We start from the raw sequence: 26815 nt of genomic DNA on the forward strand, positions 1-26815 counted from the left end.
ATCGGGACGGACGAGTCCTGTTGGGGATTCCCGGCGACGGTCGAACGTGCGACGTTGGGGGATGCGCACTGGTATCAGGATCGAGGTCACGGCCTCGGACAAGGCTCGGCTTGAAGCGATTGTCGCGGCGCGCGGCTCCCCGCAAAAGCACGTGTGGCGGGCCAGGATCATTCTCCTGACAGCGGGCGGCCTGGGCACTGTTGCGATCATGGCGGCGACGGGCAAGTCGAAGACCTGCGTGTGGCGCTGGCAGGAGCGCTTCATGGCCGAAGGCGTCGATGGCTTGCTGCGCGACAAGACCCGACCTCCGGGCATCGCGCCGCTCGAGACTGCGCTGGTCGACAAGATCGTGGCGTTGACCCTCGCACCACCCGACCATGAAGCGACGCACTGGACAGTCCGCGCGATGGCCAAGGCGGTCGGCATCGCTGCGTCCTCGGTCGTCAAGATCTGGCACGACCATGGCCTGGCACCGCACCGCTGGCGGAGCTTCAAGCTGTCCAACGACAAGGCTTTTGCCGAGAAGCTGCACGACGTGGTCGGCCTCTACGTCTCGCCGCCGGCGCACGCGATCGTGCTGTCCGTGGACGAGAAGAGCCAGATCCAGGCGCTCGATCGCACCCAGCCGGGGCTGCCGCTCAAGCGCGGCCGGGGTGCGACCATGACCCACGACTACAAGCGCAACGGCACGACGACCTTGTTCGCGGCGTTGAACGTGCTCGACGGCTCGGTGATCGGGCGCAACATGCAGCGCCATCGGCACCAGGAGTTTATCCGCTTCCTGAACACCGTCGAGGCCGAGTTGCCGCCCGACAAGGCCGTCCACGTCATCCTCGACAATTACGCTACCCACAAACAGCCCAAAGTCCGCGCCTGGCTGGCCCGGCATCCGCGCTGGACGTTCCACTTCGTGCCGACGTCGTGTTCGTGGCTCAACGCCGTCGAGGGCTTCTTCGCCAAGCTCACCCGCCGGCGCCTGAAAAACGGCGTCTTCTGCTCCGTTGTCGACCTCCAGGCCGCTATCAACCGCTTCATCAAGGAGCACAATCAGCAGCCCCGACCCTTCGTCTGGCGCGCCGATCCAGACGAAATCATCGCCGCCGTCAGGCGAGGGCACCAAACGTTAGAATCAATCCACTAGTTCGCGAACTGTTCGAGAAAGAGTTTGCAAGCCGGGGCGGCGAAGTCAAGGTTACTCAGGCGAGCAGAGATGGCGGCGTTGATGCAATCGCATTTGACCCAGACCCTATTAGTGGCGGAAAGATTGTCATTCAGGCAAAGCGGTATACTCGGACAGTCGGTGTATCTGCGGTAAGAGATCTTTACGGTACTGTGATGAATGAGGGCGCATCACGAGGCATCCTCGTGACTACCGCCGATTACGGACCAGACGCGTATCAATTCATAGCCGATAAGCCGCTGACGTTATTCAATGGCGCCAATTTACTGTATCTCATGGAGAAACATGGATACAGTGCAAGAATCGACGTCAAAGAAGCGCGGGAGTCAATGGCTGCAGTAGGTCGGATGTCGGACGACGCTTAGTTGTGGACCTTCCCCGTCTGATACCGCCCGAACCAAGCCAGAATCACCCCGTTCTCCGCCGCCAGCTGCGACGGCCGCTCGGCCAGTCCGTGGTGGCTCGCGCCGGGCACGCGGACCAGCGCGGTCGGGATCTTGCGGATCTGGAGGGCGTCGTAGAACTGCTCGGCCTCGCTGCCGGGGGTGCGGTGATCCTCCTCGCCGACCATCAGCAGGGTCGGGGTGGTGACGTTGCCGACGAGGCTGAGCGGCGAATGCTTCCACAGCAGGTCGGGGTTCTCCCACGGCTGCGCGCCGAACCAGTATTTGAGCATCTCGGCGTAACCGTCGGTCGTCAGTCCCTCGCTCGCCCAGTTGATCACGGGCTTCTGGCTGACCGCAGCCTTGAAACGGTTGGTCTTGCCGACGACCCATGCGGTGAGCAGCCCGCCGCCCGATCCGCCGGTGACGAACAGGTTGTTCGGATCGACCGGGCCGTGCGCGATGGCGTCGTCGACGACGCTCATCAGGTCGTCGTAATCGTGGCTCGGATAATCCTTCCAGATCGTGTTGGCGAACGCCGCGCCCTGGCTCGTCGACCCGCGCGGGTTGGCATAGACGACGACGTAACCGGCGGCGGCGTAGAGCTGGTCCTCGGTCGACCACACCGGCGAATACGCCGCGTACGGCCCGCCGTGGATTTCGAGGATCAGCGGCATTTTGAACGCCGGGTCGTAATTCGGCGGGGTGACCATCCAATAGTCGATCATCATGCCATCGGCCGACGACGCGACGTGGTGCGCCTTGACCTCGCCGAGCGTCTTGCCGGCGAACAGCCCGTCGTTGAGCCGGGTGAGCAGGCGGGTCTTGCCGCCCGCCGCGAGTCCGACGTCGGCGGGACGTGCGGGGGTGCCGGCGGTAAAGGCGACCGCGCCGGTGTTCGCGACGCTGAATGAGCCGCCGGTGTACGGGCGGTCGAGATCGCCCCCGGCGAGCCCCTCGGTGACCGGGGTCATCTTCCCGTCGAGGCCGAAGCGCGCGACCTTGGTGACGCCGTGATCCTCGTACGCCGCGACGATGCTGCGCCCATCGGCCGACCAGCGCGGCGAATGGACCGAGCGGTCGAGGCTAGCGCTGATGACGCGCGACCCGCTGCCGTCGCGGTTCATCACGCTGAGCTGGCTGTTCTCATACGCGCGGAGGTGATCGTCGAAGCCGGTGTAGGCGATGAGCTTGCCGTCGGGCGATGCCTGCGGCGAGGTGTCGGGGCCGTTGCGCGTCGTCAGCTGGGTGATCGTACCGCGCTCGACCGCGACGGCGAAGATGTCGGAATTGAGCGGCTCGCGCTCCCAGTCCTTGCCGTGATTCGAGCTGAACAGGATCGCGTCGCCGTCGCGGGTCCAGCTCAGCCCGGCGTCGTCGTCATACTTGCCGAAGGTCAGCTGGCGCGGCGCGCCGCCGTCGGACCCGACGACGAAGACATGGGTAAAGCCGGGCTTGAGATAGCCCTCGCCGTCGGCGCGGTAGGTGACTTTGGTCACGATGTTGAGCGGATCGGCCCATTTCGCGCCCTCGGGCTTGGCGAGCGGGGTGCCGATCTTCTCGCCCTCGTCCGGGGTGAATAGGGTGAAGGCGATGCGCTTGCCGTCGGGCGACCACGCCATGTCCTCGGGTGCGTCGGGCAGGGCGGTGATCCGCGCGTTGGTCCCGCTGTTCATCCAGTGGACGTACAACTGCGGCTTGCCCCCCGCGTCGGCGGCGGCATAGGCAATCTTCGTTCCGTCGGGCGACCAGCGCGGGCGGCTCGCGACGCCGTCGAGCAACGGGGCCTGCGAGCCGGTGGTGACGTCGACGAGCCAGATCGTCCGCCGCGCCTTGTCGGTCATGATGTCCTCCGACGAGCGGACATAGGCGATGTGCTTGCCGTCGGGGCTGATCTGGACGTCGGTCGCCTGTTCGAGGCCGAAGACGTCGCGCGGCGTGAAGACCGGCGACGCGGCTGTTGCGAGCGGCGTCTGGGCGGCGAGGGGCAGGGCGGGAAAGGCGGCGGTGAGGAGGAGGACGGCGGTCAGCGTTAGGCGCATCATGGTCTCGCTTCAAAGGACACACGGATTTATGACGCTTGATGCGTCGTCCGCACAAGTGTAATAGACAGGCAATACAGTATGGAGACGAACATGCGCCGCGCCGCCTTGCTTTTCATGGTCCCGCTTGCCCTCGCCCCACTCGCCCTGACAGCGTGCAACCGTCACCGCACCGAGGAGACGACGACTGTCGTGACCAAGGACGGGGTGACGACGACGACGGTGACGACGCGGAAGGTCGGGGCGCACGACGACGACAATAAGACCGCCGCCGGGCTCGACATCGACACCGACAAGTTCAAGGCGAACATCGAAATCCCGGGGCTGTCGCTCGGTGGCGACCACATGGATATGGACGGGATGAAGCTGTATCCCGGGTCGACGGTCAAGGGCATGCACGTCAAGGCGAGCGATCATAATGGTGACTCGCGCGGCACGGTGACGATAGACTTCACCAGCCCCGCCGCTCCCGCCACGGTGGCCGATCACATGAAGGCACAGGCTGAAAAAGCCGGCTTCACCGTGTCGGGTGCCTCCGCCGCCGGGCTGACCGGGACGAAGGTCGAGGACAAGGACACCAACCACTTCACCATCACGCTCAATCCCAATGGTGACGCGACCGTCGGGCAGCTGGTGATGACGGGGTCGAAGGAGAAGTCGGGCTGGTAATCTCACTCCTCCCTCGCTCTTGCGGGGGAGGAGTTAGGCGATCCGCGTCTGCCGGCGAGCCTACTCCCGATACCGGATCAATCCCTCCTGCATCACCGTCGCGACCATCCGCCCGTCGTGCGCGAAGATCAGCCCGCGGTTCATGCCCCGCCCGCCGCTCGCGCGCGGTGAGTCCTGTGCGAACAAATGCCAGTCGTTGAGGTCGGGCGTCGCGTGGAACCACATCGCATGGTCGATCGACGCGACCTGAAGCTTGGGGTCGGCCCAGCTGATCGCGTGCGGCATCAGGCAGGTGTCGAGCAATGTCATGTCGCTGGCGAAGGCGAGCAGGCAGCGCGCGAGGACGGGGTCGCCCGGCACCGGGCTCGCCGCGCGGAACCAGTTGTGCTGGACCGGCTTCGCCTTCTTCGGCTTGAACGGGTCCATCGGCTCGACCGGGCGGAATTCGATCGGCCGGTCGCGGTTGCCCCATAAGGTGCGGAATGGCTCGGGAGTCGTCGCGGCGCGGCGCTCGAACAGCTCGCGCTCGCTGCGCAGCCCGTCGGGACCAGCGACCTTGGGCAACGCCGCGGCATGGTCGAAGCCGGTCTCCGCGATGGCGAACGACGCCGCCATGTTGAAGATCGGCCGGCCGTGCTGGATCGCGATGACCCGCCGCGTGGCGAAGCTGGTGCCGTCGCGGTCGCGCTCGACGCGGTAGACGATCGGCGCGGCGGGATCGCCGGGGCGGAGGAAATAGGCGTGGAGCGAGTGCGCCAGCCGGTCGGCGCGCACCGTCCGCGACGCCGCCATCAACGCCTGCGCGACGACCTGCCCGCCATAGACGCGGGTCCAGCCGGGGTCGTTCGAGATGCCGCGAAACAGGTCGACCTCGAGTGCCTCGACGTCGAGCAAAGCCAGCAGCCGTTCGACCGCAGCGGCGTCGGGGCCGGCATCAGGGGCAGCGGCAGGCGGAAGCGGATTATTCATTACGCCCGGGTAGCGATCGTGCGCACGCCTGTCACCGGAACTTTCGATCGGGACGTTCGCTTTGGGATCACTACGGCTTCACAACGGTCAAGGGGTCCCGCAAATGCTTCGTTACGCTCTCATCTTTCTCGTCGTCGCGCTCGTCGCCGGCCTCCTCGGCTTCGGCGGTCTTGCTGGTGCCGCCGTCGGTATCGCCAAGATCCTGTTCTACATTTTCATCATCCTGTTCGTCGTGGGTCTCGTGATGCACCTCGTCCGGGGTGGCCGCACGATCTAACGATCGATTTCGGATAAAGCTTGAGGCCGTCGGAGCAATCCGGCGGCCTTTTGCTTGACACCATCGGGGGGGTCGCCTAACCCCGCCGCCTCGCGCAAGCGGGTGTAGCTCAGTTGGTTAGAGCGCCGGCCTGTCACGCCGGAGGTCGCGGGTTCGAGTCCCGTCACTCGCGCCACGCGGCGCGAAATCTCCTGCCGCTTGCGCCGATCATTCCCGCCGATTGTTTCCGATCAGTCCCGGGCGTCGAACGTCTTCAATTCATACGCGATCGATGCTTCGACGAGGGCTTCCCACAGCGTCGCTGCAAGACCGTCGGGTAGCCCGGCGGCAGCGGCCTCGCGCACGGCGTTGGCGATGACTTCGGCCTTGCGTGGCTCGTCGCGAACGGCGGTGCGATCGGGCTTGATCCGGGCGGCGGCGAGCATGAAGTCGAACCGGCGGCGAAGCAAAGCGACTAGTTCGCGGTCGATTGCGTCAACCCCGGCACGGACCTCGGTCATCGACGTGCAATCGGCGGCGGCGGTCATCGCGGCGCGCGCCACGACCCGGTCTCCATCCACTGCAGCAGCGGCTTCAACGGCAACAGCCACAGGCAGCCGAGCAGCAGGTACACCGGGGTCGCGATATACCATGGCAGCGCGCCGATCGGGCCGAGCAGCCGCGACACCAACCCGGCATAGATGATCAGGCCCAGCACCATCGCCAGCACGCCGATGGGTTTGCGGTACGTCGGGGGTTTCATGGCCATGCCGCCGACATAAGCGCAGGGGGTGAAATTGTCAGCCTCGTGCGTCACCGGGTAAAGCTGTGCCACCCCGACGGCGTCGCCAACGTATCGAGCGGGGCGTCCCATGCATCGGCCGGCAATTCCTCGACCCGCTGCACGTCCCAGGCGACCCCGATCGCGAAAACTTGCCCGCTCCCCCGCAGCAGCGCCAACGTCCGGTCGTAATAGCCGCCCCCCTGACCGAGCCGGTGGCCGCGCGCATCGACCGCGATCAGCGGCACGAGGATGATAGTCGGGACCGCGACGGGTGCGTCCGCCGCCGGTTCGGGGATGCCGAGTGCGCCGGGAACGAGGCTTGCTGCGCCGGCATAATGGAAGGTCAGCGGCGAATCGCGGGTGACGCGCGGATAGAGCAGCGGGCGCGCGAGGCCGCCGGGGTCGATCTCGTCACCGCACGCACGATAGACTGCGACCGGCCCGGGTCCGAGATTGGCGTCGAGGACAGCGGCAAGCGCAGCTTCGAGCCGCGCCCCCTCGCCCGGCGCCAGCCCCGCGACATACGCCGCCCGCGCCGCGCGCAACGTCCGGCGCAACGCTGCCTTGGCAGGGGTAGACGCTGGGTGAGGGGAGGTCGGCGGGACCACCATAGCCGTTTGCCTGAAAGTCCTCTGATGCCAAGTACATCAGGTGGGGACCATGTAGTTCGGACCAGGATCCGACCAGAGACAGCCCCCTAGGAGAGTGAATCGCCTCAGGGAAATATGGGCTCGTACAAGGCAGTGCCCGCCTCATCCCGATATAGGCGCTTTGCCCCGGGCGCTCAACCACCGGTGCTCGACCATCGGCAAATTGAATCGGCGATCGATTTGTGTCGTTTAGTACGAAGTCGGACTTTTGGGGGTGCACATGCCGTTGAACGAAGAGCTGAGCTGGTCGCAGGTTGGAGCGATCGTCACCAATGCCGATATCTCGCCGCCGGGAACAGTCAGCGACGCGTTCCAGCTAGCGTACGGCATGCCGACGAAGGAGCTGCTTCCAGCGGGCATGTCGCTCTACAAATTCAACGGCTGGAACTCGCTCGGGCAGGGGGCGATCACCGCGGCGACCGAGCTGTCGCCATGGTGGAGCCCGACCGCGCCGTTCAAGCACGATGCCGGGCTCGTCCAGCGGCAGAAGATTGCCGACGCCAACGGCGTGTCGTTCCGTGAATGGGGCCGCCTGACCTCGGTCATCAAGGAAAACTGGAGCTCGCTCGACTGGCTGCTGACGGTCCAGCTCGCGGTGCCGGTCTATGCCTGGTTCGGCGGCTTCAAGGGCATGGCACGGATCGACAAGGACACCCAGTCGCGCCGGAACGCCGCGCTCGAAAAGCGCGGCGCCGGTAGCAACCTGCCCGGCGGCGGGACGCAGTTCTACATCCCGAACCTGACGGTCGGCGCGATCGTCAGCCCGGCGTTCCGCTCGCTCGGCGCTTAATCGCGCCCCGCCTCGAGCGTCGCGGCGAGGGTTTCAACGCGGGCAAGCAAGGCGGCGTAGCGCTCGTCATCTGCAGCGCCTGCCGCCGGGGCGACCGGTGCCGTCGCACCACCGTTGCGCGCGGCGAACAGTTCGTCGGCGACCTGGATGCCCGCCATCAACAACAGGCGCGGCTCGCTCATCGTGCCGATCGCGGCGGTGAGCTCGTCCGCCTTGGCTGCGAGAAGCGCAGCGAGCGCGGTGATGCGCCCCTCCTCGCCGTCGCCGCACGACAGCGGGTAGGTGCGGCCGCCGATCCCGACCCTGACCTGGCCCATTACTTCGCCTCCGCGATCAACGCATCGAGCGCGCTGATCGCGTCGCCTGCGGCCACATCGAGCGCGGTAGCCTTCGCCGCAGCGCGATCGCGTTCACCACGAAGTTTCGCCGCCGCTGCCTCGATCCGGTCGACCGCCGCGGACAGGCGTTCGAGTGTCGTCGTATCCGCCACCGGCAAACTCCTGAAATCGCGCAACTGCGGTTCAAATCGTACAAAATGGCCCCCGCCGTCAAATATTGACCCGCCGCGGGGGGGTCGCCATGGTGCGCCGCGCTCTGTTCCCGAGTCGCTCGCAAGGTTCATTTCGCCGATGTCCGTACCCAACCGCCAGATGGCGAATGCGATCCGTGCGCTGGCGATGGATGCGGTGGAGCGTGCAAATTCGGGGCATCCCGGCATGCCGATGGGGATGGCCGACGCCGCGACGGCGCTGTTCACGCGTCACCTCAAGTACGATCCTGCCCAACCGAAATGGGCCGACCGCGACCGCTTCGTCCTGTCGGCGGGGCACGGCTCGATGCTGATCTATGCGCTGCTGTTCCTGACCGGCTACGCCCGCCCGACGATTTCCGACATCGAGAAATTCCGCCAGCTCGGGTCGCCTTGCGCCGGACACCCCGAGAATTTCGAGCTCGAAGGCGTCGAGACGACCACCGGCCCGCTCGGGCAGGGGCTCGCCACCGCCGTCGGCATGGCGATCGCCGAACGCCACCTCAATGCGGTTTACGGTGACGCACTGGTCGACCATCACACCTATGTCATCGCCGGCGACGGTTGCTTGATGGAGGGCATCAGCCACGAGGCGATCGGCCTCGCCGGGCATCTAGGCCTCGGGCGGCTGATCGTGCTGTGGGACGACAACCGCATCTCGATCGACGGGCCGACCAGCCTGTCGACGAGCGAAGATACCGCAAAGCGCTTCGACGCCGCCGGCTGGCATGTTCTCGCCTGCGATGGGATGGACTTCGACTCGGTCGACGCGGCGCTGACCGCAGCGAAGGCCGATCCGCGCCCGACGCTGATCGCGTGCCGGACGACGATCGGCTTCGGCGCGCCGAAAAAGGCCGGGACGAGCGGCGCGCATGGTTCGCCACTCGGGGCGGCCGAAATCGTTGGAGCCCGCGAAGCGCTCGGCTGGACCGCCGAACCGTTCGTCGTTCCCGACGATATTTTCGCCGCGTGGCGCGATGCCGGAAAGCGCGGCGTCGCAGCGCGTGCGGCATGGGATGCGCGCCTTGCCAGCGCCGACGAGCACGTCCGTGCGGGCTTCGTGCGCCGGTTGAGCGGCACGCCGCCGCAGGCCGCGTACGACGCGATCGACGCGCACATCGCGTCGCTGATCGCCGCGCCGCAGACGATCGCGACGCGCAAGGCGTCCGAACTCGTGCTCGACGTCGTTACCCCGGTCGCCCCCGGGATGATCGGCGGGTCGGCTGATTTGACGGGATCGAACAACACAAAGACCAAGGCATTACAGCCGCTTACGTGCGACAGTTACGACGGGCGCTACATCTATTACGGCATCCGCGAGTTCGGTATGGCGGCGGCGATGAACGGCATCGCGCTGCATGGCATGTGCCTGCCGTTCGGCGGCACCTTCCTCGTCTTCTCGGATTACATGCGCAACGCGATCCGCATGTCGGCGCTCCAGCAGACCCGCGTGATCTACGTCCTGACCCACGACAGCATCGGCCTCGGTGAGGATGGCCCGACCCACCAGCCGATCGAACATTTGCTGTCGCTCCGCGCGATCCCGAACCTCGCAGTCTATCGCCCCGCCGATGCGGTCGAGACCGCCGAGTGCTGGGCGCTGGCGATCGCTGACGCCCATCGCCCGTCGGTGCTCGCGCTGTCGCGGCAGAACCTGCCGCAGCTACGCCTGACTGCGACCGCCAATAAGTCGGCGCTCGGGGCGTACACCCTGCGTGCTGCGACTGCCGAGCGCCGCGTCGTCCTCATCGCCACCGGCTCCGAAGTCCACATCGCGTTCGCCGCCGCCGACCGCCTCGAAGCCGAGGGGATCGGCGCCGACGTCGTCTCGATGCCGTGCTGCGAGCGCTTCGAGGACCAGACCGCATCGTACCGCGCGAGCGTCCTTCCCGACGGCGTTCTGACGTGTTCGGTCGAGGCCGGCGTTACCCTCGGCTGGGAACGCTATACCGGCCGCGACGGGCTGCGCTTCGGCATCGACAGCTTTGGTGCCTCGGCCCCGATCGACGCACTATATGACAAGTTCGGCCTGACCGCGCCGGCAATCGCCGCGCGGATCAGCAGTCATTTCAAGGAGTAGGGTATGACCAAGGTAGCGATCAACGGCTTCGGCCGGATCGGGCGGCTCGTGATGCGTGCAATCCTCGCGCGCGCCGCCGAGGGTGCCGACATCGAGATCGTCGCGATCAACGACCTCGCCGACATCAACACCAACGCGCTGCTGCTCAAGCGCGATTCGACCCACGGCACCTATGCCGGCACCGTCACTGTGGATGGCTCCGACCTGATCGTCGACGGCAAGCGCATCCGCGTCACCGCCGAGCGCGACCCCGCCAAGCTGCCGCATGCCGAACTCGGCGTCGACATCGCGCTCGAGTGCACCGGGCTGTTCACCGACGCCGAAAAGGCGCGGCTGCACCTGACCGCGGGCGCGAAGAAGGTTCTGATCTCGGCTCCCGGCAAGGGCGTCGACCTCACCGTCGTCTACGGCGTCAACCACAATCTGCTCGAAGCCGGGCACACCGTCGTTTCGAATGCATCGTGCACGACCAACTGCTTGGCCCCAATCGTCAAGGTGATGCATGAAGCGATCGGCATCGAGCGCGGGTTGATGTTGACGATCCACAGCTACACCAACGACCAGGCGCTGCTCGACCAGATGCACAAGGACCCGCGCCGCGCCCGCGCCGCCGCGGTGTCGATGATCCCGACGAGCACGGGTGCGGCCAAGACCGTCGGCGAGGTCATCCCCGAGTTGAAGGGCAAGCTCGACGGCATCTCGATCCGCGTGCCCACCCCGAACGTCAGCCTCGTCGACTTCACCTTCACGCCGTCGCGCGACACGACGATCGAGGAAGTCAATACCGCACTCAAGGCTGCGTCCGAAACCGCTGATTTCAAAGGCATTCTCAACTACAGCGTCGAGGCGCTGGTCAGCCGCGACTATAACGGCGACCCGGCGTCGTCGACGATCGACAGCCTCGAGACGACCGTCCTCGACAAGAAGCTCGTTCGCGTCGTCAGCTGGTACGACAATGAATGGGGCTTCTCGAACCGCATGGTCGACACCACGCTGCTGATGGGCAGCCTCGTATAGTGTTCAAGACACTCGACGATATCGGCGACGTCCACGGCAAGCGCGTCCTCGTCCGCTCCGACCTCAACGTGCCGATGGAGGCCGGCGTCGTCGGCGACGCGTCGCGGCTGCGGGCGACGGTGCCGACGATCGCCGAACTCGCCGACGGCGGCGCGATCGTCCTCGTCCTGTCGCACTTCGGACGGCCCAAGGGCGTCGACGCGAGCCTGTCCTTGCGCCCGGTCGCCGCCGCGCTCGCCGATGTCCTCGGTCGCCCGGTCGGCTTCGTCACCGATTGCGTCGGCCCGGTCGCCGAGGCAGCGGTCGCGGCGATGCATCCGGGCGATATCGCGGTCCTCGAGAACCTCCGCTTCCATCAGGGCGAGGAGGCAAACGACCCGGATTTCGTCGCGAGTCTCGCGAAGCTCGGCGAACTCTATGTCGACGACTCGTTCTCGACCGCGCACCGCGCGCACGCCTCGACCGAGGGTCTCGCGCATGTCCTGCCCGCGTTCGCCGGGCGAGAGATGGGTGCCGAACTGAACGCGCTCGACAAGGCGCTTGGTCACCCGGTCCATCCGGTCGCGGCGGTCGTCGGCGGTTCGAAGGTCTCGTCGAAGCTCGACGTCCTGCTCCATCTCGTGACCAAAGTCGATCACCTGATGATCGGCGGCGCGATGGCGAACACCTTCCTCGCCGCGCGCGGAATAAACGTCGGCAAGTCATTGTGCGAACACGACATGGCGGCGACGGCGCTCGACGTTCTCGCGCGAGCAGAAGCGGCTAACTGCACCGTCCACCTGCCGTACGACGTTGTCGTCGCGACCGAGTTCAAGGCCGGAGCGGCGAACCGCACCGTCAACGTCCACGAGATTGGTCCCGACGAGATGGTCCTCGACCTCGGCCCGGCGGCAGTCGAGATGCTCGGCGACGTCCTGAAGACGTGCAAGACACTCGTCTGGAACGGCCCGCTCGGCGCGTTCGAGATCGAGCCGTTCGACCGCGCGACCGTCGCGCTCGCGCGAATTGCCGCCGCATTGACCGCCGAGGGGCTGGTGTCGGTCGCTGGGGGCGGCGATACTGTCGCCGCGCTCAACCACGCCGGGGTCGCCGATGGCTTCACCTTCGTATCGAACGCCGGAGGGGCTTTCCTCGAATGGATGGAGGGCAAGGCTTTGCCCGGAATCGTCGCGCTCGGGGGTGATGCATGATCGATATCGACCGGATCTGGGAGAAACTCTACCCGGCGGCGTGGAAGCTGGCGCGCTCGGCCGACCCGATCCACGACCGCATCGGCGAGGCGTACCGCGGCTTCCGCGATTTGAAGGGCGAGGCGTTTCCGCCCGAAAGCCGGATCCTCTACAACAGCATCACCACGCGGATGACAGCGGCGGGGCCGGTCGTCGAAAACAACGTGATCAAGACCGGCGCGGTCGCGAACACCCTCGCCTCGATGCCCGAAGATGACGCCTGCGAAGTCGCCGAACACATCTTCGAACTCTTCGTCCAGGTCGCTGAGGTCCATTTCGCGCGTTGACGCACTCCCTCTTGGCTGGCAATCGTGTTAAACACGTTAAACGGATACGCCGATGCTAGGAATACGGCTCGATGCCTGCGCTGAGGAGCGTCTGACGCGCTATGCGCGTGAAGCCGGACGGCCGAAAAGCGTTCTCGTCCGCGACTGGATCAACGAGCGCCTCGATCGCGAGGAGACCGATCGTAAAATCTACGGGGCCGCCTTGCTTGATCGTGAAGAGCGCAACGCATTGGTCGATGCGGCAGGTGCCGACGCCACGAGCGCCTTCTTGCGGATGCTCGACGCGGAGGACGGCGGTTATGACTGGGGTCCCGACGGCCCTCCAGCTTGAAGCGCGGTGATATTATAATCGTCCGCGAGAACGCATCGCCAGCGAGCAAAGCTCGGCCCTGCGTGATCGTACAGCGTGAAAGCGCCTTGGCGGTTGCCGCAAAGATCACGGCGTGTCCGCTGACCTCGCAACTGCGGGGCGCGATCGGCCAGCGGCCCTTCGTCGCTCCGACCGCAACCAACGGTCTGCACGCGCCAAGCGAAGTGGAGGTCGACTGGATTTACACCTATCCGATCGAACGCATCGGCGCGGTCATCGGCTGTGTCGATGCACCGACGCTCGAACAAATCGACATCATGCTCCGCCGTTGGCTCGACCTGTAGCGTTGCCGCATCGCACCACGGCGGTTATCAGCGGCCAAGATTTCATTGAGAGGGACCCCAATGACCCCCGCCGTCCGCGCCATTCTCGCCAACTACGAATCCGACAATCCCGGGACCAAGGCGAACATCGCTCGCATCCTGATGCAGGGGCGGCTCGGCGGGACGGGGAAGCTCGTGATCCTGCCGGTCGACCAGGGCTTCGAGCATGGCCCGGCGCGGAGCTTCGCGGTCAACCCCGACGCGTATGACCCGCATTACCACTTCCAGCTCGCAATCGACGCCGGGCTGTCGGCGTACGCCGCGCCGCTCGGGATGCTCGAGGCGGGGGCGGATACGTTTGCCGGGCAGATCCCGACGATCCTCAAGGTCAACAGCTCGAACAGCTGGTCGACCTCGATCGACCAGGCGGTGACTGGCGGCGTCGACGACGCGCTGCGCCTCGGCTGCGCCGCGATCGGCTTCACCATCTACCCCGGCAGCGACGAGATTTTCGAGCTGATGGAGGAAATCCGCGAACTGTCGGCCGAAGCGAAGTCGGTCGGCATCGCGACCGTTATCTGGTCGTATCCACGCGGCGGCGACATTTCCAAGGCGGGCGAACTCGCGCTCGATGTCGGTGCATACGCTGCGCACATGGCCGCACTCGCAGGCGCCCACATCATCAAGGTCAAGCTGCCGACCGATCATATCGAGCAGAAGGACGCGAAGAAGGCGTACGAGGACGGCGATTGGTCGACCCAGGCGAAGCGCGTCGCGCATGTCCGCCAGGCGTGTTTCAACGGCCGCCGCATCGTCGTCTTCTCGGGCGGCGCGGCGAAGGGCGCCGACGCGGTCTACCAGGACGCGCGCGACATCCGCGACGGCGGCGGCAACGGCTCGATCATTGGCCGCAACACCTTCCAGCGCCCGCGCGCCGAGGCGCTGGCGATGCTCGACAAGATCGTCGGCATCTACATGGGGGCCGAATGAGCGAGCCGGAGCACGACGCCGACAGTGAGCTGATCCCGCTCGATCCGGGTTTCGGCGAGCGCTTTGAGCGCCAGCGGCGGCCGAAGTGCCAGCTGTATATCGTCTCGCCGCCGGTGATCGACGCAGGTTTCGCCGACCGGCTCCGCGCGGCGCTCGGAGCAGGGCCGGTCGCAGCGTTTCAGTTGCGGATGAAGGACGTCTCCGACGACGCGATCCTGCGCGCGGCAGAGATGCTGCTGCCGATTTGCAACGAGCACGAGGTCGCTTTCTTGCTGAATGACCGGATGGACCTCGCCAAGGCGTGCGGTGCCGATGGGGTCCACCTCGGCCAATCCGACGGCCGCGTGCAGGACGCGCGCGCGCTGCTTGGGGCCGACGCGCAGATCGGCGTGACGTGCCACGACAGCCGCCACCTCGCGATGGAGGCGGGCGAGGCGGGGGCCGATTATGTCGCGTTCGGCGCGTTCTATGAGACGACAACCAAGCCGTCGCACTACCGGCCCGAGCCGCCGCTGCTGACGTGGTGGACGACGCTGAGCCAGCTGCCGTGCGTCGCGATCGGCGGGATCACCCCGGCCAACGCGCCGCCGCTAATCGCGGCGGGGGCTGACTTCATCGCGGTGGTCAACGCTGTCTGGGCGCACCCTGATGGCCCGGCGGCGGGCGTGGCGTCGTTCGGCCCGGTGTTGGCAGGGGCCTGACCTTGCGCTAGGAGACGCGGCTTCCCTCTCGCAGAGCCGACCCACCCCATGAAAATCAACGCCGTCGAAATCCGCCCCGGCAACATCCTCGAGTACCAGAACGGGCTGTGGCGCGCGGTCAAGATCCAGCACACCCAGCCGGGCAAGGGCGGGGCGTATATGCAGGTCGAGCTCAAGAATTTGATCGACGGGCGCAAGACCAACGAGCGTTTCCGCTCGGCCGAGACGGTCGAGAAGGTTCGCCTCGACACGCGCGACTTCCAGTTCCTCTATGCCGAGGGCGACGAGCTGACCTTCATGGACAAGCTCAACTATGATCAGGTCCAGCTGCCGAAGGACCTGCTCGGCGACGCCGCCGAGTTCCTCACCGACGGCATGGATGTCGTCATGGAGACGTGGGAGGAAAAGCCGATCTCGGTCCAGCTTCCCGACCATATCGAGGCGGTGATCGCCGACACCGAAGCCGTCGTGAAGGGCCAGACCGCGTCGTCGAGCTACAAGCCGGCGCGGCTCGAAAACGGCGTCCGCGTCATGGTCCCCCCGTTCATCGGTGTCGGCACCAAGATCGTCGTCGACGTCTACGAGCGCGAATACGTCCGCCGCGCCGACTGATTATTGCCCTCCCCCTCGGGGGAGGGCAGGGGCAGGGGAGTCGCCCCGTTCCCGCATCCCCACCGGCCTTGCTCCCGACGGAGCGGGGAGGAGACGATATGCCGATTCATTCCGCCCTGATCACCATCATGGAAAAGGCCGCGCGCAAGGCCGGGATCCGGCTGCGCCGTGACTTCAACGAGGTCGATGCGCTCCAGGTGTCGCGCAAGGGGCCGGCCGATTTCGTGTCGAACGCCGACCATCAGGCTGAGCGGACGATCCGCGAGATCCTGACCCATGCCCGCCCCGACTGGGGTTTGCTGATGGAGGAGGAGGGCGAGATCGTCGGCAACGATCCCGACCACCGCTGGATCGTCGATCCGCTCGACGGGACGACGAACTTCCTCCACGGCCTGCCGCACTTCGCCATCTCGATTGCCGCCGAGGAGCGCGGTGAGGTCGTCGCCGGGCTGGTTTATCAACCACTTACCGACGAAAGCTTCTGGGCCGAGAAAGGCAAAGGCGCGTGGTTACAGGATCGGCGGCTGCGCGTCTCGGCACGCGGCGACATGGCCGACGCGCTGATCGCCACCGGCATCCCGTTCAGCGGCCACGGCGACCAGCAGGAGTTCGAGAAGGTATTGGCCAAGGTCATGCCCGAGGTCGCGGGCATCCGCCGCTTCGGGTCGGCGGCGCTCGACCTCGCATGGGTCGCGGCAGGGCGTTACGATGGCTATTGGGAAAGCGACCTCCATTATTGGGACGTCGCCGCCGGCATCCTGCTGGTCCGCGAAGCCGGGGGCTTCGTCACCGATTTCCGCGGCGGCGACAAGCCGGTCGAGAAGGCGCAGATCGTCGCCGGGAACGACCGCATCCATAACAAGCTCGGAAAGATGATCGCGACGGCGCTGCGGTAAATCCTCGCGCTACCAAAGGCGGCGGCTTCGTACCGCACCGCACCATACTTGCGCGCCGCCCCCCTCGCGCTTAGACACGCCGGAGCGAAACCCGCGCGCTGCCGCCGGTTTCGAAGAGGTCCGCCGATGCCGTCAGTCACGTCCCTTGCGATGCCCGACATCGCGTATCAATATTTGCCGATCCTGCTGTTCATCGGCGTCGGCATCGCGTTTTCGCTGATCTTCGTCGGCGCGCCGGTGATCGTGTCGAAGCTGACGGGGACGTCGCAGCCCGACGCCAACAAGCTCAGCGAGTATGAGAGCGGCTTCCCGGCGTTCAGCGATTCCCGCGCGCAGTTCGATGTCCGCTTCTATCTCGTGTCGATCCTGTTCATCGTCTTCGACCTCGAGGCGGCGTATCTGTTTCCCTGGGCGGTGTCGCTCCACTGGACCGGCGTGCCGGGGTGGGTCGCAATGATGCAGTTCCTGGCAGAGCTGGCGATCGGCCTTATCTACGCCTGGATGATCGGCGCACTGGAGTGGGAATGAACACCAATTTGCTCACCGAGGAGCAACAGGCGCGCGCGCTTGGCGACAGCCCGGTGTCGGCGCTGACGATCCCCGCGGGACTGCGCGACGGCTTCCTCAGCGACGTCAATTCCGAGATGTCGAACAAGGGCTTCGTCGTCACCTCGACCGAGGACCTGTTCAACTGGGCGCGGACCGGGTCGTTGTGGTGGATGACCTTCGGGCTCGCCTGCTGCGCGGTCGAGATGATGCACGCGTCGATGCCGCGCTACGACAACGAACGCTTCGGCTATGCCCCGCGCGCCTCACCCCGCCAGTCCGACGTTATGATGGTCGCCGGTACGCTGTGCAACAAGATGGCCCCCGCGCTGCGCCGCGTCTACGATCAGATGCCCGAACCGCGCTACGTCATCTCGATGGGGTCGTGCGCCAACGGCGGCGGTTATTATCATTATAGCTACTCGGTCGTCCGCGGCTGCGACCGGATCGTGCCCGTCGACATCTACGTTCCCGGCTGCCCGCCGACTGCCGAGGCGCTGATGTACGGTGTCCTCGCGCTCCAGCGGAAGATTCGCCGGACGGGGAGTTTCGAGCGGTGAGCACGACCGCGCACTGGCCGCAGACCAAGCCCGACGATAGCGTTCAGGCGCGCATCGAAGCATTGTTCGGCTCAGCCGTCCTCGGCGTTACCGAGCACGCGGGTGAATTGACCGTGCTGATCGTCCGCGATGCGATCGTCGACGTCATTACCGGCTTGCGCGACGATCCCGACCTTGCCTTCAACCAGCTGATGGACCTGTCGGGGGCCGATTATCCCGAGCGGGTCTGCCGCTTCGACGTCAATTACCATTTGCTGTCGCTGACGAAGAACCGGCGCCTGCGCGTCAAGCTCCACACCGACGACACGATGCCGGTGCCGTCGATCACGGGCGTGTTTCCGGTCGCGGGCTGGTTCGAGCGCGAGACGTGGGATTGCTACGGCGTGCTGTTCGAGGGCAACCCCGACCTGCGCCGCATCCTCACCGACTACGGCTTCCAGGGTCATCCGTTCCGCAAGGACTTCCCGCTGACCGGCTATGTCGAGCTGCGGTATTCGGAGGAGCATAAACGGGTGGTCTACGAACCCGTCCAACTCGCGCAGGACTTCCGCAATTTCGACTTCCTGTCGCCGTGGGAGGGGACCGACTACATCCTGCCGGGCGACGAGAAGGCCCAGGCTCCCCAGGCGGGCGCGGTGCCGACCGCTCCGGCGCAGGTGCCGCCGGTGCCGACCGCCGACAGCGTAGCTGCAAAGGCCAAGCCAAATGGTTGAGCAAGCCACCGTCCCCGATTTCAAGCCGAGCACGATGCTGCTTGATTCCGACCCGACGATCCCCGGGCCGCAGAACTACCTGCTCAATTTCGGGCCGCAGCACCCGTCGGCGCATGGCGTCCTGCGGCTGGTGATGGAGCTCGACGGCGAGATCATCGAGCGCTGCGACCCGCACATCGGGCTGCTCCACCGCGGCACCGAGAAGCTGTGCGAATACAAGACCTACCTCCAGGCGCTGCCGTACATGGACCGGCTCGATTACGTTTCGCCGATGTGCATGGAGCACAGCTATGTTTTGGCGATCGAGAAGCTCGCCGGCATCGAGGTGCCGCTGCGCGGGCAGTATATCCGCGTCCTGTTCGCCGAGATCACCCGCATCCTCAACCACCTGATGTCGATCGGCAGCCAGGGCAACGACGTCGGCGCGCTCAGCCCGATGCTATGGCTGTTCGAGGAGCGCGAGAAGCTGATGGGCTTCTACGAACGCGTTTCCGGTGCGCGGATGCACGCGGCGTATTTCCGCCCCGGCGGGGTCCATCAGGACCTGCCCGACGGGCTGCTCGGCGATATCGTCGACTGGGCCGCCGAATTCGAGAAGGTGCTCAACGACGCTGAGTCGCTCGTCGTCAACAACCGCATCTTCAAGCAGCGCAACGTCGACATCGGCGCGATCTCGGCGACCGACGCGGTCGCGTGGGGCTTCTCCGGGCCGTGCCTGCGGGCGAGCGGGGTCGCGTGGGACCTGCGGAAAAGCCAGCCGTACGACGTCTACGACCGGATGGATTTCGACGTCATCGTCGGCCACCACGGCGACTGCTACGACCGCTTCATGGTCCGCTACGAGGAGGTCCGCCAGTCGCTGCGGATCATCCGACAGTGCTGCGCCGAGATGCCCGCCGGCCGCCACGCCAGCCTCGACCGCAAGATCGTGCCCCCCCAGCGCGGCGAGATGAAGCGCTCGATGGAGGCGCTGATCCACCACTTCAAGCTCTACACCGAAGGCTTTCACGTCCCCGCGGGCGAAGTCTATGTCGCGACCGAAAGCCCCAAAGGTGAATTCGGCATCTTCATGGTCGCCGACGGGACGAACAAGCCGTACCGCTGCCACATCCGCGCGACGGGGTTTTCGCACCTGCAGGCGATGGATTTCCTGTGCAAGGGGCACATGCTGGCGGATGCGCCGGCAGTGCTGGGGTCGCTGGATATCGTATTCGGCGAGGTGGATCGGTGAAGGGGCGCGCGTTATTTGCGACATTGTTCGCCATGGCTGCGCTGATCGCCGCTTTCTGCCTGTCGATCGCCTATTTGGCGTTTACGTATCTGGGTAATGCGCGCGCGGAGATGATTGCGTTTGCGTTGATCCTCGCGCTCGTCGTTTCCTTCGCAGCGAGCCTGATCGCCCGCGCCTATCGCAAGGCTGCCGGCGTCGGAGAGGCGAGAAAGACCGCATGACCACCGCCACCTACAGCCCCACGACGACCGCCCGCCGCGACGCGTCCCGTCCGCGCGAGTATAGCGATTTTGCGTGGACCGCCGCGAACGCCGAGCAGGTCACGGTCATCCTCGCCCGCTATCCTGAAGCGCGCCGGCATTCGGCGATCATGCCTCTGCTGTGGCTCGCGCAGGAGCAGATGGGCGCGGCGACGGGCTCGTCATGGCTCCCAGTGCCGGTGATCGAGTATGTCGCCGGGCAGATCGGCATGCCGTACATGCGCGCCTACGAGGTCGCGACCTTCTACACGATGTACAATCTGAAGCCGATCGGCCGCTATCTGGTGCAGGTCTGCGGGACGACGCCGTGCATGCTGCGCGGCTCGGACGACCTGTTCACGGCGTGCAAGGACAAGGGCTTGGTCAAGGGCGGCACCACCGCCGACGGGCTGTTCACGCTGTCCGAGGTCGAATGCCTCGGCGCCTGCGCCAACGCGCCGATGGTCCAGATCAACGCCGACAATTACGAGGATCTCGACTATACCAGCATGACCGCGCTGCTCGACGCGCTGGCTCGCGGCGAGACGCCGAAGACCGGCTCGGCGATCGGGCGGCAGGCGAGCTGCCCCGAGGGCGGGCCGACGTCGCTGCTGGAGATGGTATGATGAATAGTCCGCGGGTGTTGCGCTACCTCGCGATGCTGCCGGTTGCGGTTGCGGCCGGTTGCGTGCTGGTCCTGCTGTACAACTGGACGCACGCGTTGCCTTTCCGGGAGCCGGCAATTGCCGTTATCTCGTCGTGTATCGCGTTGGCGGCGCTGACATGGACGCGCGCGGCGCGACTGGAGCAGAGCAATGCTCGCTGACAAAGACCGCATCTTCACCAACCTTTACGGCTTCCAGCCGTGGGGCCTTGAGGCGGCGCGCAAGCGTGGCGACTGGGCCGACACCAAGGAATTGATGGCGGGCGGGCCCGACGCGATCATCGACGTGATGAAGGCGAGCGGGTTGCGCGGGCGCGGTGGGGCAGGGTTCCCGACGGGCATGAAGTGGAGCTTCATGCCCAAAGTGCCCAAGCCTGATCGCCCGAGCTACCTCGTCATCAACGCCGACGAATCCGAGCCCGGGTCGTGCAAGGACCGCGAGATCATCCGCCACGATCCGCACAAGCTGATCGAAGGCGCGCTGATCGCCGGCTTCGCGATGCGCGCGTCGGCGGCCTACATCTACGTTCGCGGCGAATATGTCCGCGAGGCCGAGACGCTGTTCGCCGCGGTCGCCGAGGCGTACGCCGCCGGGTTGATTGGTAAGAACGCGTGCGGGACGGGTTACGACTTCGACGTCGTCGTCCACCGCGGCGCGGGCGCGTACATCTGCGGCGAGGAAACCGCGATGCTCGAATCGCTCGAGGGCAAGAAAGGCCAGCCGCGTCTCAAGCCGCCGTTCCCAGCGGGCGCGGGCCTCTACGGCAATCCGACGACGGTCAACAACGTCGAATCGATCGCGGTCGCGCCGACGATCCTGCGGCGCGGCGCGGCGTGGTTTTCCGCGATCGGCCGCCCAAAGAACGAAGGCACCAAGCTGTTCCAGATCAGCGGCCACGTGAACAAGCCGTGCGTCGTCGAGGACGCGATGTCGGTCCCGTTCCGCGAACTGATCGACACGCATTGCGGCGGCATCCGCGGCGGCTGGGACAATCTGCTGTGCGTCATCCCCGGCGGCTCGTCGGTCCCGCTCGTCCCCGCGCACCAGATCATCGACTGCCCGATGGATTTCGATGCGTTGAAGGACCTGAAGTCGGGCCTAGGCACCGCCGCGATCATCGTCATGGACAAGTCGACCGACGTCGTCCGCGCGATCGCTCGGCTGAGCTACTTCTACAAGCACGAAAGCTGCGGCCAGTGCACCCCGTGCCGCGAGGGCACCGGCTGGATGTGGCGCGTGATGGAACGCCTCGTCACCGGCGAGGCCGAATATCACGAGATCGACCTCCTCCTCGAAGTCACCACCGAGATCGAGGGCCACACGATCTGCGCGCTCGGCGACGCGGCGGCATGGCCGATCCAGGGGCTGATCCGCCATTTCCGCCCCGAGGTCGAAGCGCGGATCGCGAAGCGCAAGGGCTTCGTCCAGGTCCCCGCGATGCTGCAGGCGGCGGAGTGAAGTACGTCGCTCCGATCGGCCGGGCGCTGGTGACCGGTGCCGCAATCGCATTTGCAGCGATGCCGGTGCTCGCGCAGACGCCGCCGCCGGCGGGACGCCCGCCGCTCGAGGGGCCGCTGATGGCGCGGTACCTCGCTGCGGAACAGGTCGGCGGATGTGTCGTGCGAAACAAGCCAAAGGTCGCACAACTTTTCGTCCTGGCTGGAGGCGGCGACCGATCCGATCCGGCCTCGAACGCGTCCGAGCTTCGTTATGCAGCAGTGCCGTGCCTCAAAGGCGAATTTCGCTCGGTTCATCTCGATGGCCTCGAAATGCGCGGCGCAATGGCCGAGGCGCTGTTGAAAGAACACAACGCGGCCTTGTTGCTTAAGGCGCGCTCGACGCCGCCACATCTGGCCGAGCGCATTGCGCCTCTGGTCGAGGGGATTAATCTCGCGCTGTTCGGCTGTGCCGTCGCAGCGATGCCCGCGCAGGCGGCGGCGCTGCTCGATGCGGCTCCATCGACGTCGGGTGAGGCATCCGCATTCGCGGCGATCGAACCGGCGTTGCAGGGTTGCGCGCCTGCCGATGCCGCACTGCATATCAAGCCGAGCGCTGTCCGCTGGCTCGTCGCGACGTCGCTTTACCGCCTCGTCGAAACCAATCCCGGGACCTGACCCATGCCTATACTCACCGTCGACGGCATCGAGGTCGAGGTTCCCGCCGGGGCGACCGTCATGCAGGCGTGCGAAGCCGCGGGGGCCGAGATTCCGCGCTTCTGTTACCATGAGCGCCTGAGCATCGCCGGTAACTGCCGGATGTGCCTCGTCGATGTGTCGCCGGGACCGCCGAAGCCGCAGGCATCGTGCGCGCTTCCGGCCGCCGACAAGATGGTCGTGTCGACTCGCTCGGCCAAGACGCAGAAGGCGCGCGAGGGGGTGATGGAGTTCCTCCTGATCAACCACCCGCTCGACTGCCCGATCTGCGACCAGGGCGGCGAATGCGACCTGCAGGACCAGAGCCTCAACTACGGCAAGGGCCACACCCGCTACCTCGAGAATAAGCGCGCGGTCACCGAGAAATACATGGGCCCGCTGGTCAAGACCGTGATGACGCGGTGCATCCACTGCACCCGCTGCGTCCGCTTCGCCGAGGAGATCGCCGGCGTCGAAGAGATCGGCGCAATCGGGCGCGGCGAGAACATGCAGATCACGTCGTACCTCGAAGGCGCGGTGCGGTCAGAATTGTCGGGCAATATCATCGACCTGTGCCCGGTCGGCGCGTTGACGTCGAAGCCGTATGCGTTCGAAGCGCGGCCGTGGGAATTGAAGCGCACCGAATCGATCGACGTCATGGACGCGGTCGGGACCAACATCACTGTCCACACCCGCGGCGCGGCGGTGATGCGCGTGACGCCACGGATCAACGACGACGTCAACGAGGAGTGGGCGAGCGACGTGACGCGGTTCGCGGTCGACGGGCTCCAGCGCGGACGCCTCGACACGCCGTATGTCCGTGTCGGCGGCAAGCTGCAGAAGGCGTCGTGGGCGCAGGCGTTCGACGCGATCAAGACCGCGCTCGCGGGCGTTGCGGGCGACGAAATCGCGGCGGTCGCGGGTGATTTGTGCGACGTCGAGGCGATGGTCGCGCTGAAGGACCTGCTCGGCACGCTCGGGTCGAGCCGCCACGAATGCCGCGTCGACGGCGCAGCGATCCCGTCCGCCGACCGCGCGCACTATCTGTTCAACACCGGCCTCGCCCAGATCGAGCGCGCCGATGTCATCATCCTCGTCGGCACCAACCCGCGCTGGGAAGCGCCGCTCGTCAACACGCGCATTCGCAAGGCGGTCCGTCGCGGCGGGGCGAAGGTCTTCAACATCGGGCCCGAGGTCGACCTAACCTACCCGCGGATGCAGATCGGAGACGACGCGGGCGTGCTCGGCGACCTGCCGCAGGTCGTCGTCGACGCTTTGGCGAGCGCCGAGCGTCCCGCGATCATCGTCGGGACGGGCGGGATGTCGAGCCTCGGCGCAGTTCACGCGCTGGTCGCAACGCACAATCTCGTCCGCGACGGCTGGAATGGGGTCAACATCCTCCACACCGCAGCGTCGCGGGTCGGCGCGCTCGACATCGGCTTCGTCACTGACGGCGGCATGGCTGTGCTGACGACGGCCGCGCCGAAGATCCTGTTCAACCTCGGCGTCGATGAGGTCGAGGTCGCGGGCGGCTTCACTGTCTATATCGGCCACCACGGCGACCGCGGCGTGCGAACCGCCGACGTCATTCTGCCCGCCGCCGCCTACACCGAGAAGTCGGGAACGTGGGTCAATCTCGAGGGCCGGGTCCAGCGCGGTGCGCGTGCGGCGTTCCCGCCCGGCGAGGCGCGCGAGGACTGGACGATCTTGCGCGCGCTGTCGGCGGTGCTCGGACAGGCGTTGCCATACGACGACCTCCATGCGCTGCGGACGCGGATCGCGGCGGAGTGGCCGCATCTTGCGAGCGAGGGCGCGACGCCAGCGGTGTGGTCCGCGCCGACCGCATCGACGGCCGCCGCGCCGTCGGGGCCGTTCACGCTGCCGGTCAAGAACTTCTACCTGACCAACGCGATCGCCCGCGCCAGCGCGACGATGGCTGAATGCGTCGACCAGATCGTCAACGCAGATGAACCCCAGCTCGAGGCGGCCGAATAATGGGCTTCACCGGCTTCTTCCAAGCCTTTCTCGGACACGACGTCGGCTATCTCGTCGCGACGCTCATCCTGATCCTGCTGATCGCGCTGCCGGTCATGCTCGGCGTCGCGATCGCGGTGTATGCCGACCGCAAGATCTGGGCGGGAATGCAGATGCGGCGCGGGCCGAACGTCGTCGGACCGTTCGGGGCGTTCCAGACCTTCGCCGACGCGCTCAAGCTGTTCCTCAAGGAAACGATCATCCCGTCGGGGGCGAACAAGGGCGTGTTCCTGATCGCCCCGATGATCACCTTCACCCTCGCGCTGGTCGCATGGGCGGTGATCCCGTTCGACGCAGGCGTCGTCCTCGCCGACATCAACGTCGGGCTGCTGTACCTGTTCGCGGTGAGTTCGATGGGCGTCTACGGCATCATCATGTCGGGCTGGGCGTCGAACTCGAAATACCCGTTCCTCGGCGGCCTGCGCTCGGCGGCGCAGATGGTCAGCTACGAAGTGTCGATCGGCTTCGTCATCGTCTGCGTCGTGCTCTATTCGTCGAGCTTCAACCTGAGCGACATCGTGATGAGCCAAAAGGGCAACGTCCTCGGCATCTTCAATGGTAACATCCTCAACCCGCTGCTGTTTCCGATGGCAATCGTGTTCTTCATCTCGGCGCTCGCCGAGACCAACCGCCCGCCGTTCGACCTGCCCGAGGCCGAAGCCGAGCTCGTCGCCGGCTATCAGGTCGAATATTCGTCGATGGCGTTCGCGCTGTTCTTCCTCGGGGAATACGCCAACGTCCTGCTGATGTGCGCGCTGACGAGCCTGTTGTTCCTCGGCGGCTGGCTGCCCCCGCTCAACTGGGCGCCGCTGTACGTCGTCCCCGGGTTCATCTGGTTCTTCGCCAAGCTGTTCATGATGTTCTACATTTTCGCCTGGGTGAAGGCGACGGTGCCGCGTTACCGCTACGACCAGCTGATGCGCCTCGGGTGGAAGATATTCCTGCCGATCTCGCTGTTCTGGGTATGCGTCGTCAGCGGCTGGCTGGTGTTCACGGGGCATTACGCGTGAGGGCCGCCTACCGCAGCGACTGGTTGCGGCTCTCGCGCTACGGCGCCGTTGCCGGCATTTTATATATGCTGGCTCACCTTGTCGGCGATTTCGCGCGGGAGCAGTTTAAGCCTTCAGCGTGGCTCGCCATGACACCAGCCAATATCACTGAGATCGGCATCGGTCTCATCGTGGTTGGACTGATTCAAGTAAACACGTTGAACGAAGGTTCACGCCAATGAATGCCGTCTTCCGCGCCGCGAAATCCCTCCTCCTTCTCGAGTTCCTCCGCGGGCTCGCGCTGACCTTCAGCTATCAGTTCAAGCCGAAGGCGACGCTCAACTACCCGTACGAGAAGGGCCCGCTGTCCCCCCGTTTCCGCGGCGAGCACGCGCTGCGCCGCTACCCGAACGGCGAGGAACGCTGCATCGCGTGCAAGTTGTGCGAAGCGGTGTGCCCGGCGCAGGCGATCACGATCGAGGCCGAGCCGCGCGAGGACGGCAGCCGCCGGACGACGCGCTACGACATCGACATGACAAAGTGCATCTACTGCGGCTTCTGCCAGGAAGCGTGCCCGGTCGACGCGATCGTCGAGGGACCGAACTTCGAATTCTCGACCGAGACGCGCGAGGAGCTGATCTACGACAAGGACAAGCTCCTCCAGAACGGCGAGCGCTGGGAGCGGGTGATCGCGGCGAACCTGCAGGCCGACGCGGCGTGGCGTTGAGCACTGCGGTGCTCGGGACGGCGGGGCCCACCGCTCGCGGGCTCATCGTGCGCCCGCGCCGCGCGGCCGACGGCGTGAGATTGAGTCTAACCATGCGCGCAGCGAACCCGCTGTCCGTGATCACGACCGTACCGTCCTCTTTGCTTGCCGCGCTTGTCGCAGGGCGTTAGACGCACCGCAGCATAACCAATCACGCGTCATCCCGCGAAGGCGAGGACCCATCACCCACATTGTCGGGGTGATGGGTCGCTGCCTTCCAAAAGACGACGAAACCAAAACTGG

Annotated in this window: 35 protein-coding genes, 1 tRNA gene and 1 other RNA gene; 29 read left to right on the forward strand and 8 right to left on the reverse strand. The window is 66.0% G+C overall.

What is annotated here, in order from left to right; translation table 11 throughout:
• Positions 1 to 61 precede the first annotated feature (61 nt).
• Both KZX46_RS14355 and KZX46_RS14360 read left to right on the forward strand, forming a co-directional pair.
• The gene (locus KZX46_RS14355; RefSeq protein WP_219774168.1) at positions 62 to 1141 is read left to right on the forward strand and encodes an IS630 family transposase; all 1080 of its coding nucleotides are present in this window, start codon (positions 62 to 64) and stop codon (positions 1139 to 1141) included.
• An 8-nt stretch (positions 1142 to 1149) separates the two neighbouring features.
• On the forward strand, positions 1150 to 1545 hold the full coding sequence (locus KZX46_RS14360) for a restriction endonuclease (RefSeq protein ID WP_226896286.1): 396 nt from the start codon (positions 1150 to 1152) through the stop codon (positions 1543 to 1545).
• On the opposite strand, the gene KZX46_RS14365 is transcribed toward KZX46_RS14360, so the two are convergent.
• Positions 1542 to 3608 (reverse strand): prolyl oligopeptidase family serine peptidase, encoded by a 2067-nt coding sequence (locus KZX46_RS14365; protein ID WP_370647455.1) that lies wholly within the window; start codon positions 3606 to 3608, stop codon positions 1542 to 1544. The genes KZX46_RS14360 and KZX46_RS14365 overlap by 4 nt on opposite strands.
• Positions 3609 to 3698: 90 nt before the next feature.
• On the opposite strand from KZX46_RS14365, the gene KZX46_RS14370 reads away from it, so the two are divergent.
• Positions 3699 to 4274, forward strand: coding sequence for a hypothetical protein (locus KZX46_RS14370; protein ID WP_219774572.1), 576 nt, complete (start codon positions 3699 to 3701; stop codon positions 4272 to 4274).
• A 60-nt stretch (positions 4275 to 4334) separates the two neighbouring features.
• On the opposite strand, the gene KZX46_RS14375 is transcribed toward KZX46_RS14370, so the two are convergent.
• Entirely contained in the window at positions 4335 to 5243 is a 909-nt protein-coding gene (locus KZX46_RS14375) for an acyl-CoA thioesterase II (protein WP_219774573.1), read from the reverse strand.
• A 103-nt stretch (positions 5244 to 5346) separates the two neighbouring features.
• Between KZX46_RS14375 and KZX46_RS14380 the strand changes: the two genes are divergently transcribed.
• Both KZX46_RS14380 and KZX46_RS14385 read left to right on the forward strand, forming a co-directional pair.
• A complete protein-coding gene (locus KZX46_RS14380; protein WP_216707505.1) occupies positions 5347 to 5520 on the forward strand; it encodes a DUF1328 domain-containing protein in 174 nt (57 codons plus the stop codon).
• Between the two features lie 98 nt (positions 5521 to 5618).
• Positions 5619 to 5695: transfer RNA gene (locus KZX46_RS14385), tRNA-Asp, on the forward strand.
• A gap of 55 nt (positions 5696 to 5750) precedes the next feature.
• Here the strand turns inward: KZX46_RS14385 and KZX46_RS14390 are convergent.
• The 4 genes from KZX46_RS14390 to ssrS form a co-directional block, all read right to left on the reverse strand.
• On the reverse strand, positions 5751 to 6047 hold the full coding sequence (locus KZX46_RS14390) for a chorismate mutase (protein WP_226896287.1): 297 nt from the start codon (positions 6045 to 6047) through the stop codon (positions 5751 to 5753).
• Complete coding sequence (locus KZX46_RS14395; protein ID WP_370647456.1) at positions 6044 to 6334, reverse strand: DUF2842 domain-containing protein; 291 nt, start codon at positions 6332 to 6334, stop codon at positions 6044 to 6046. Before KZX46_RS14395 ends, KZX46_RS14390 begins: the two co-directional genes overlap by 4 nt.
• Positions 6313 to 6840 carry a 5-formyltetrahydrofolate cyclo-ligase gene (locus KZX46_RS14400; RefSeq protein WP_219774574.1) on the reverse strand — a complete coding sequence of 176 codons (528 nt, stop codon included), beginning with the start codon at positions 6838 to 6840 and terminating at the stop codon, positions 6313 to 6315. Before KZX46_RS14400 ends, KZX46_RS14395 begins: the two co-directional genes overlap by 22 nt.
• A 40-nt stretch (positions 6841 to 6880) precedes the next feature.
• Positions 6881 to 7033, reverse strand: a non-coding RNA gene (gene ssrS / locus KZX46_RS14405) — 6S RNA.
• A gap of 120 nt (positions 7034 to 7153) precedes the next feature.
• On the opposite strand from ssrS, the gene KZX46_RS14410 reads away from it, so the two are divergent.
• Positions 7154 to 7723 carry a hypothetical protein gene (locus KZX46_RS14410; protein ID WP_219774575.1) on the forward strand — a complete coding sequence of 190 codons (570 nt, stop codon included), beginning with the start codon at positions 7154 to 7156 and terminating at the stop codon, positions 7721 to 7723.
• On the opposite strand, the gene KZX46_RS14415 is transcribed toward KZX46_RS14410, so the two are convergent.
• Positions 7720 to 8040, reverse strand: a complete 321-nt coding sequence (locus KZX46_RS14415) for a cell division protein ZapA (protein WP_219774576.1) — start codon at positions 8038 to 8040, stop codon at positions 7720 to 7722. The genes KZX46_RS14410 and KZX46_RS14415 overlap by 4 nt on opposite strands.
• The gene (locus KZX46_RS14420; protein WP_216707509.1) at positions 8040 to 8213 is read right to left on the reverse strand and encodes a hypothetical protein; all 174 of its coding nucleotides are present in this window, start codon (positions 8211 to 8213) and stop codon (positions 8040 to 8042) included. The genes KZX46_RS14415 and KZX46_RS14420 overlap by 1 nt, the downstream gene beginning before the upstream one ends.
• A 139-nt stretch (positions 8214 to 8352) precedes the next feature.
• On the opposite strand from KZX46_RS14420, the gene tkt reads away from it, so the two are divergent.
• The 23 genes from tkt to nuoI all read left to right on the forward strand — a co-directional run bounded on the left by tkt (position 8353) and on the right by nuoI (position 26533).
• A complete protein-coding gene (tkt, locus tag KZX46_RS14425; protein WP_219774577.1) occupies positions 8353 to 10332 on the forward strand; it encodes a transketolase in 1980 nt (659 codons plus the stop codon).
• Between the two features lie 3 nt (positions 10333 to 10335).
• Positions 10336 to 11349: a type I glyceraldehyde-3-phosphate dehydrogenase gene (gap, locus tag KZX46_RS14430; protein WP_219774578.1), complete on the forward strand. Its 1014-nt coding sequence runs from the start codon at positions 10336 to 10338 to the stop codon at positions 11347 to 11349.
• Positions 11346 to 12539 carry a phosphoglycerate kinase gene (gene pgk / locus KZX46_RS14435; protein WP_219777020.1) on the forward strand — a complete coding sequence of 398 codons (1194 nt, stop codon included), beginning with the start codon at positions 11346 to 11348 and terminating at the stop codon, positions 12537 to 12539. The genes gap and pgk overlap by 4 nt, the downstream gene beginning before the upstream one ends.
• On the forward strand, positions 12536 to 12865 hold the full coding sequence (locus KZX46_RS14440; protein ID WP_219774579.1) for a hypothetical protein: 330 nt from the start codon (positions 12536 to 12538) through the stop codon (positions 12863 to 12865). Before pgk ends, KZX46_RS14440 begins: the two co-directional genes overlap by 4 nt.
• A gap of 52 nt (positions 12866 to 12917) precedes the next feature.
• Positions 12918 to 13196 (forward strand): hypothetical protein, encoded by a 279-nt coding sequence (locus tag KZX46_RS14445; RefSeq protein ID WP_219774580.1) that lies wholly within the window; start codon positions 12918 to 12920, stop codon positions 13194 to 13196.
• Complete coding sequence (locus KZX46_RS14450) at positions 13193 to 13519, forward strand: type II toxin-antitoxin system PemK/MazF family toxin (protein ID WP_219774581.1); 327 nt, start codon at positions 13193 to 13195, stop codon at positions 13517 to 13519. The genes KZX46_RS14445 and KZX46_RS14450 overlap by 4 nt, the downstream gene beginning before the upstream one ends.
• Positions 13520 to 13579: 60 nt before the next feature.
• The gene (locus tag KZX46_RS14455) at positions 13580 to 14488 is read left to right on the forward strand and encodes a class I fructose-bisphosphate aldolase (protein ID WP_219774582.1); all 909 of its coding nucleotides are present in this window, start codon (positions 13580 to 13582) and stop codon (positions 14486 to 14488) included.
• Positions 14485 to 15189, forward strand: a complete 705-nt coding sequence (thiE, locus tag KZX46_RS14460) for a thiamine phosphate synthase (RefSeq protein WP_219774583.1) — start codon at positions 14485 to 14487, stop codon at positions 15187 to 15189. Before KZX46_RS14455 ends, thiE begins: the two co-directional genes overlap by 4 nt.
• Before the next feature lie 48 nt (positions 15190 to 15237).
• Positions 15238 to 15801, forward strand: coding sequence for an elongation factor P (efp, locus tag KZX46_RS14465; protein ID WP_219774584.1), 564 nt, complete (start codon positions 15238 to 15240; stop codon positions 15799 to 15801).
• Positions 15802 to 15899: 98 nt separating this feature from the next.
• Positions 15900 to 16697, forward strand: a complete 798-nt coding sequence (locus KZX46_RS14470; RefSeq protein WP_219774585.1) for an inositol monophosphatase family protein — start codon at positions 15900 to 15902, stop codon at positions 16695 to 16697.
• Between the two features lie 150 nt (positions 16698 to 16847).
• Positions 16848 to 17225 carry an NADH-quinone oxidoreductase subunit A gene (gene ndhC, locus KZX46_RS14475; protein WP_219777021.1) on the forward strand — a complete coding sequence of 126 codons (378 nt, stop codon included), beginning with the start codon at positions 16848 to 16850 and terminating at the stop codon, positions 17223 to 17225.
• Positions 17226 to 17341: 116 nt separating this feature from the next.
• Complete coding sequence (locus tag KZX46_RS14480) at positions 17342 to 17803, forward strand: NADH-quinone oxidoreductase subunit B family protein (protein WP_226896288.1); 462 nt, start codon at positions 17342 to 17344, stop codon at positions 17801 to 17803.
• On the forward strand, positions 17800 to 18516 hold the full coding sequence (locus KZX46_RS14485) for an NADH-quinone oxidoreductase subunit C (RefSeq protein ID WP_219774586.1): 717 nt from the start codon (positions 17800 to 17802) through the stop codon (positions 18514 to 18516). Before KZX46_RS14480 ends, KZX46_RS14485 begins: the two co-directional genes overlap by 4 nt.
• A 34-nt stretch (positions 18517 to 18550) precedes the next feature.
• Positions 18551 to 19747: an NADH-quinone oxidoreductase subunit D gene (locus KZX46_RS14490; protein ID WP_216708129.1), complete on the forward strand. Its 1197-nt coding sequence runs from the start codon at positions 18551 to 18553 to the stop codon at positions 19745 to 19747.
• Complete coding sequence (locus KZX46_RS14495) at positions 19744 to 19968, forward strand: hypothetical protein (protein ID WP_216707519.1); 225 nt, start codon at positions 19744 to 19746, stop codon at positions 19966 to 19968. The genes KZX46_RS14490 and KZX46_RS14495 overlap by 4 nt, the downstream gene beginning before the upstream one ends.
• On the forward strand, positions 19965 to 20612 hold the full coding sequence (nuoE, locus tag KZX46_RS14500) for an NADH-quinone oxidoreductase subunit NuoE (protein WP_219774587.1): 648 nt from the start codon (positions 19965 to 19967) through the stop codon (positions 20610 to 20612). Before KZX46_RS14495 ends, nuoE begins: the two co-directional genes overlap by 4 nt.
• The gene (locus KZX46_RS14505) at positions 20609 to 20812 is read left to right on the forward strand and encodes a hypothetical protein (RefSeq protein ID WP_219774588.1); all 204 of its coding nucleotides are present in this window, start codon (positions 20609 to 20611) and stop codon (positions 20810 to 20812) included. Before nuoE ends, KZX46_RS14505 begins: the two co-directional genes overlap by 4 nt.
• Positions 20802 to 22109, forward strand: coding sequence for an NADH-quinone oxidoreductase subunit NuoF (gene nuoF / locus KZX46_RS14510; protein ID WP_219774589.1), 1308 nt, complete (start codon positions 20802 to 20804; stop codon positions 22107 to 22109). The genes KZX46_RS14505 and nuoF overlap by 11 nt, the downstream gene beginning before the upstream one ends.
• Positions 22106 to 22765 (forward strand): hypothetical protein, encoded by a 660-nt coding sequence (locus tag KZX46_RS14515; protein WP_219774590.1) that lies wholly within the window; start codon positions 22106 to 22108, stop codon positions 22763 to 22765. The genes nuoF and KZX46_RS14515 overlap by 4 nt, the downstream gene beginning before the upstream one ends.
• A 3-nt stretch (positions 22766 to 22768) precedes the next feature.
• Positions 22769 to 24778, forward strand: coding sequence for an NADH-quinone oxidoreductase subunit NuoG (gene nuoG / locus KZX46_RS14520; RefSeq protein ID WP_219774591.1), 2010 nt, complete (start codon positions 22769 to 22771; stop codon positions 24776 to 24778).
• Positions 24778 to 25827 (forward strand): NADH-quinone oxidoreductase subunit NuoH, encoded by a 1050-nt coding sequence (nuoH, locus tag KZX46_RS14525; protein ID WP_219774592.1) that lies wholly within the window; start codon positions 24778 to 24780, stop codon positions 25825 to 25827. The genes nuoG and nuoH overlap by 1 nt, the downstream gene beginning before the upstream one ends.
• Complete coding sequence (locus KZX46_RS14530; protein ID WP_219774593.1) at positions 25824 to 26048, forward strand: hypothetical protein; 225 nt, start codon at positions 25824 to 25826, stop codon at positions 26046 to 26048. The genes nuoH and KZX46_RS14530 overlap by 4 nt, the downstream gene beginning before the upstream one ends.
• Positions 26045 to 26533, forward strand: coding sequence for an NADH-quinone oxidoreductase subunit NuoI (gene nuoI, locus KZX46_RS14535; protein WP_216707527.1), 489 nt, complete (start codon positions 26045 to 26047; stop codon positions 26531 to 26533). The genes KZX46_RS14530 and nuoI overlap by 4 nt, the downstream gene beginning before the upstream one ends.
• Positions 26534 to 26815: the final 282 nt, after the last annotated feature.

This window comes from Polymorphobacter sp. PAMC 29334 (genome assembly GCF_019431245.1).
Classification (GTDB): Bacteria; Pseudomonadota; Alphaproteobacteria; order Sphingomonadales; family Sphingomonadaceae; genus Polymorphobacter_B; species Polymorphobacter_B megasporae.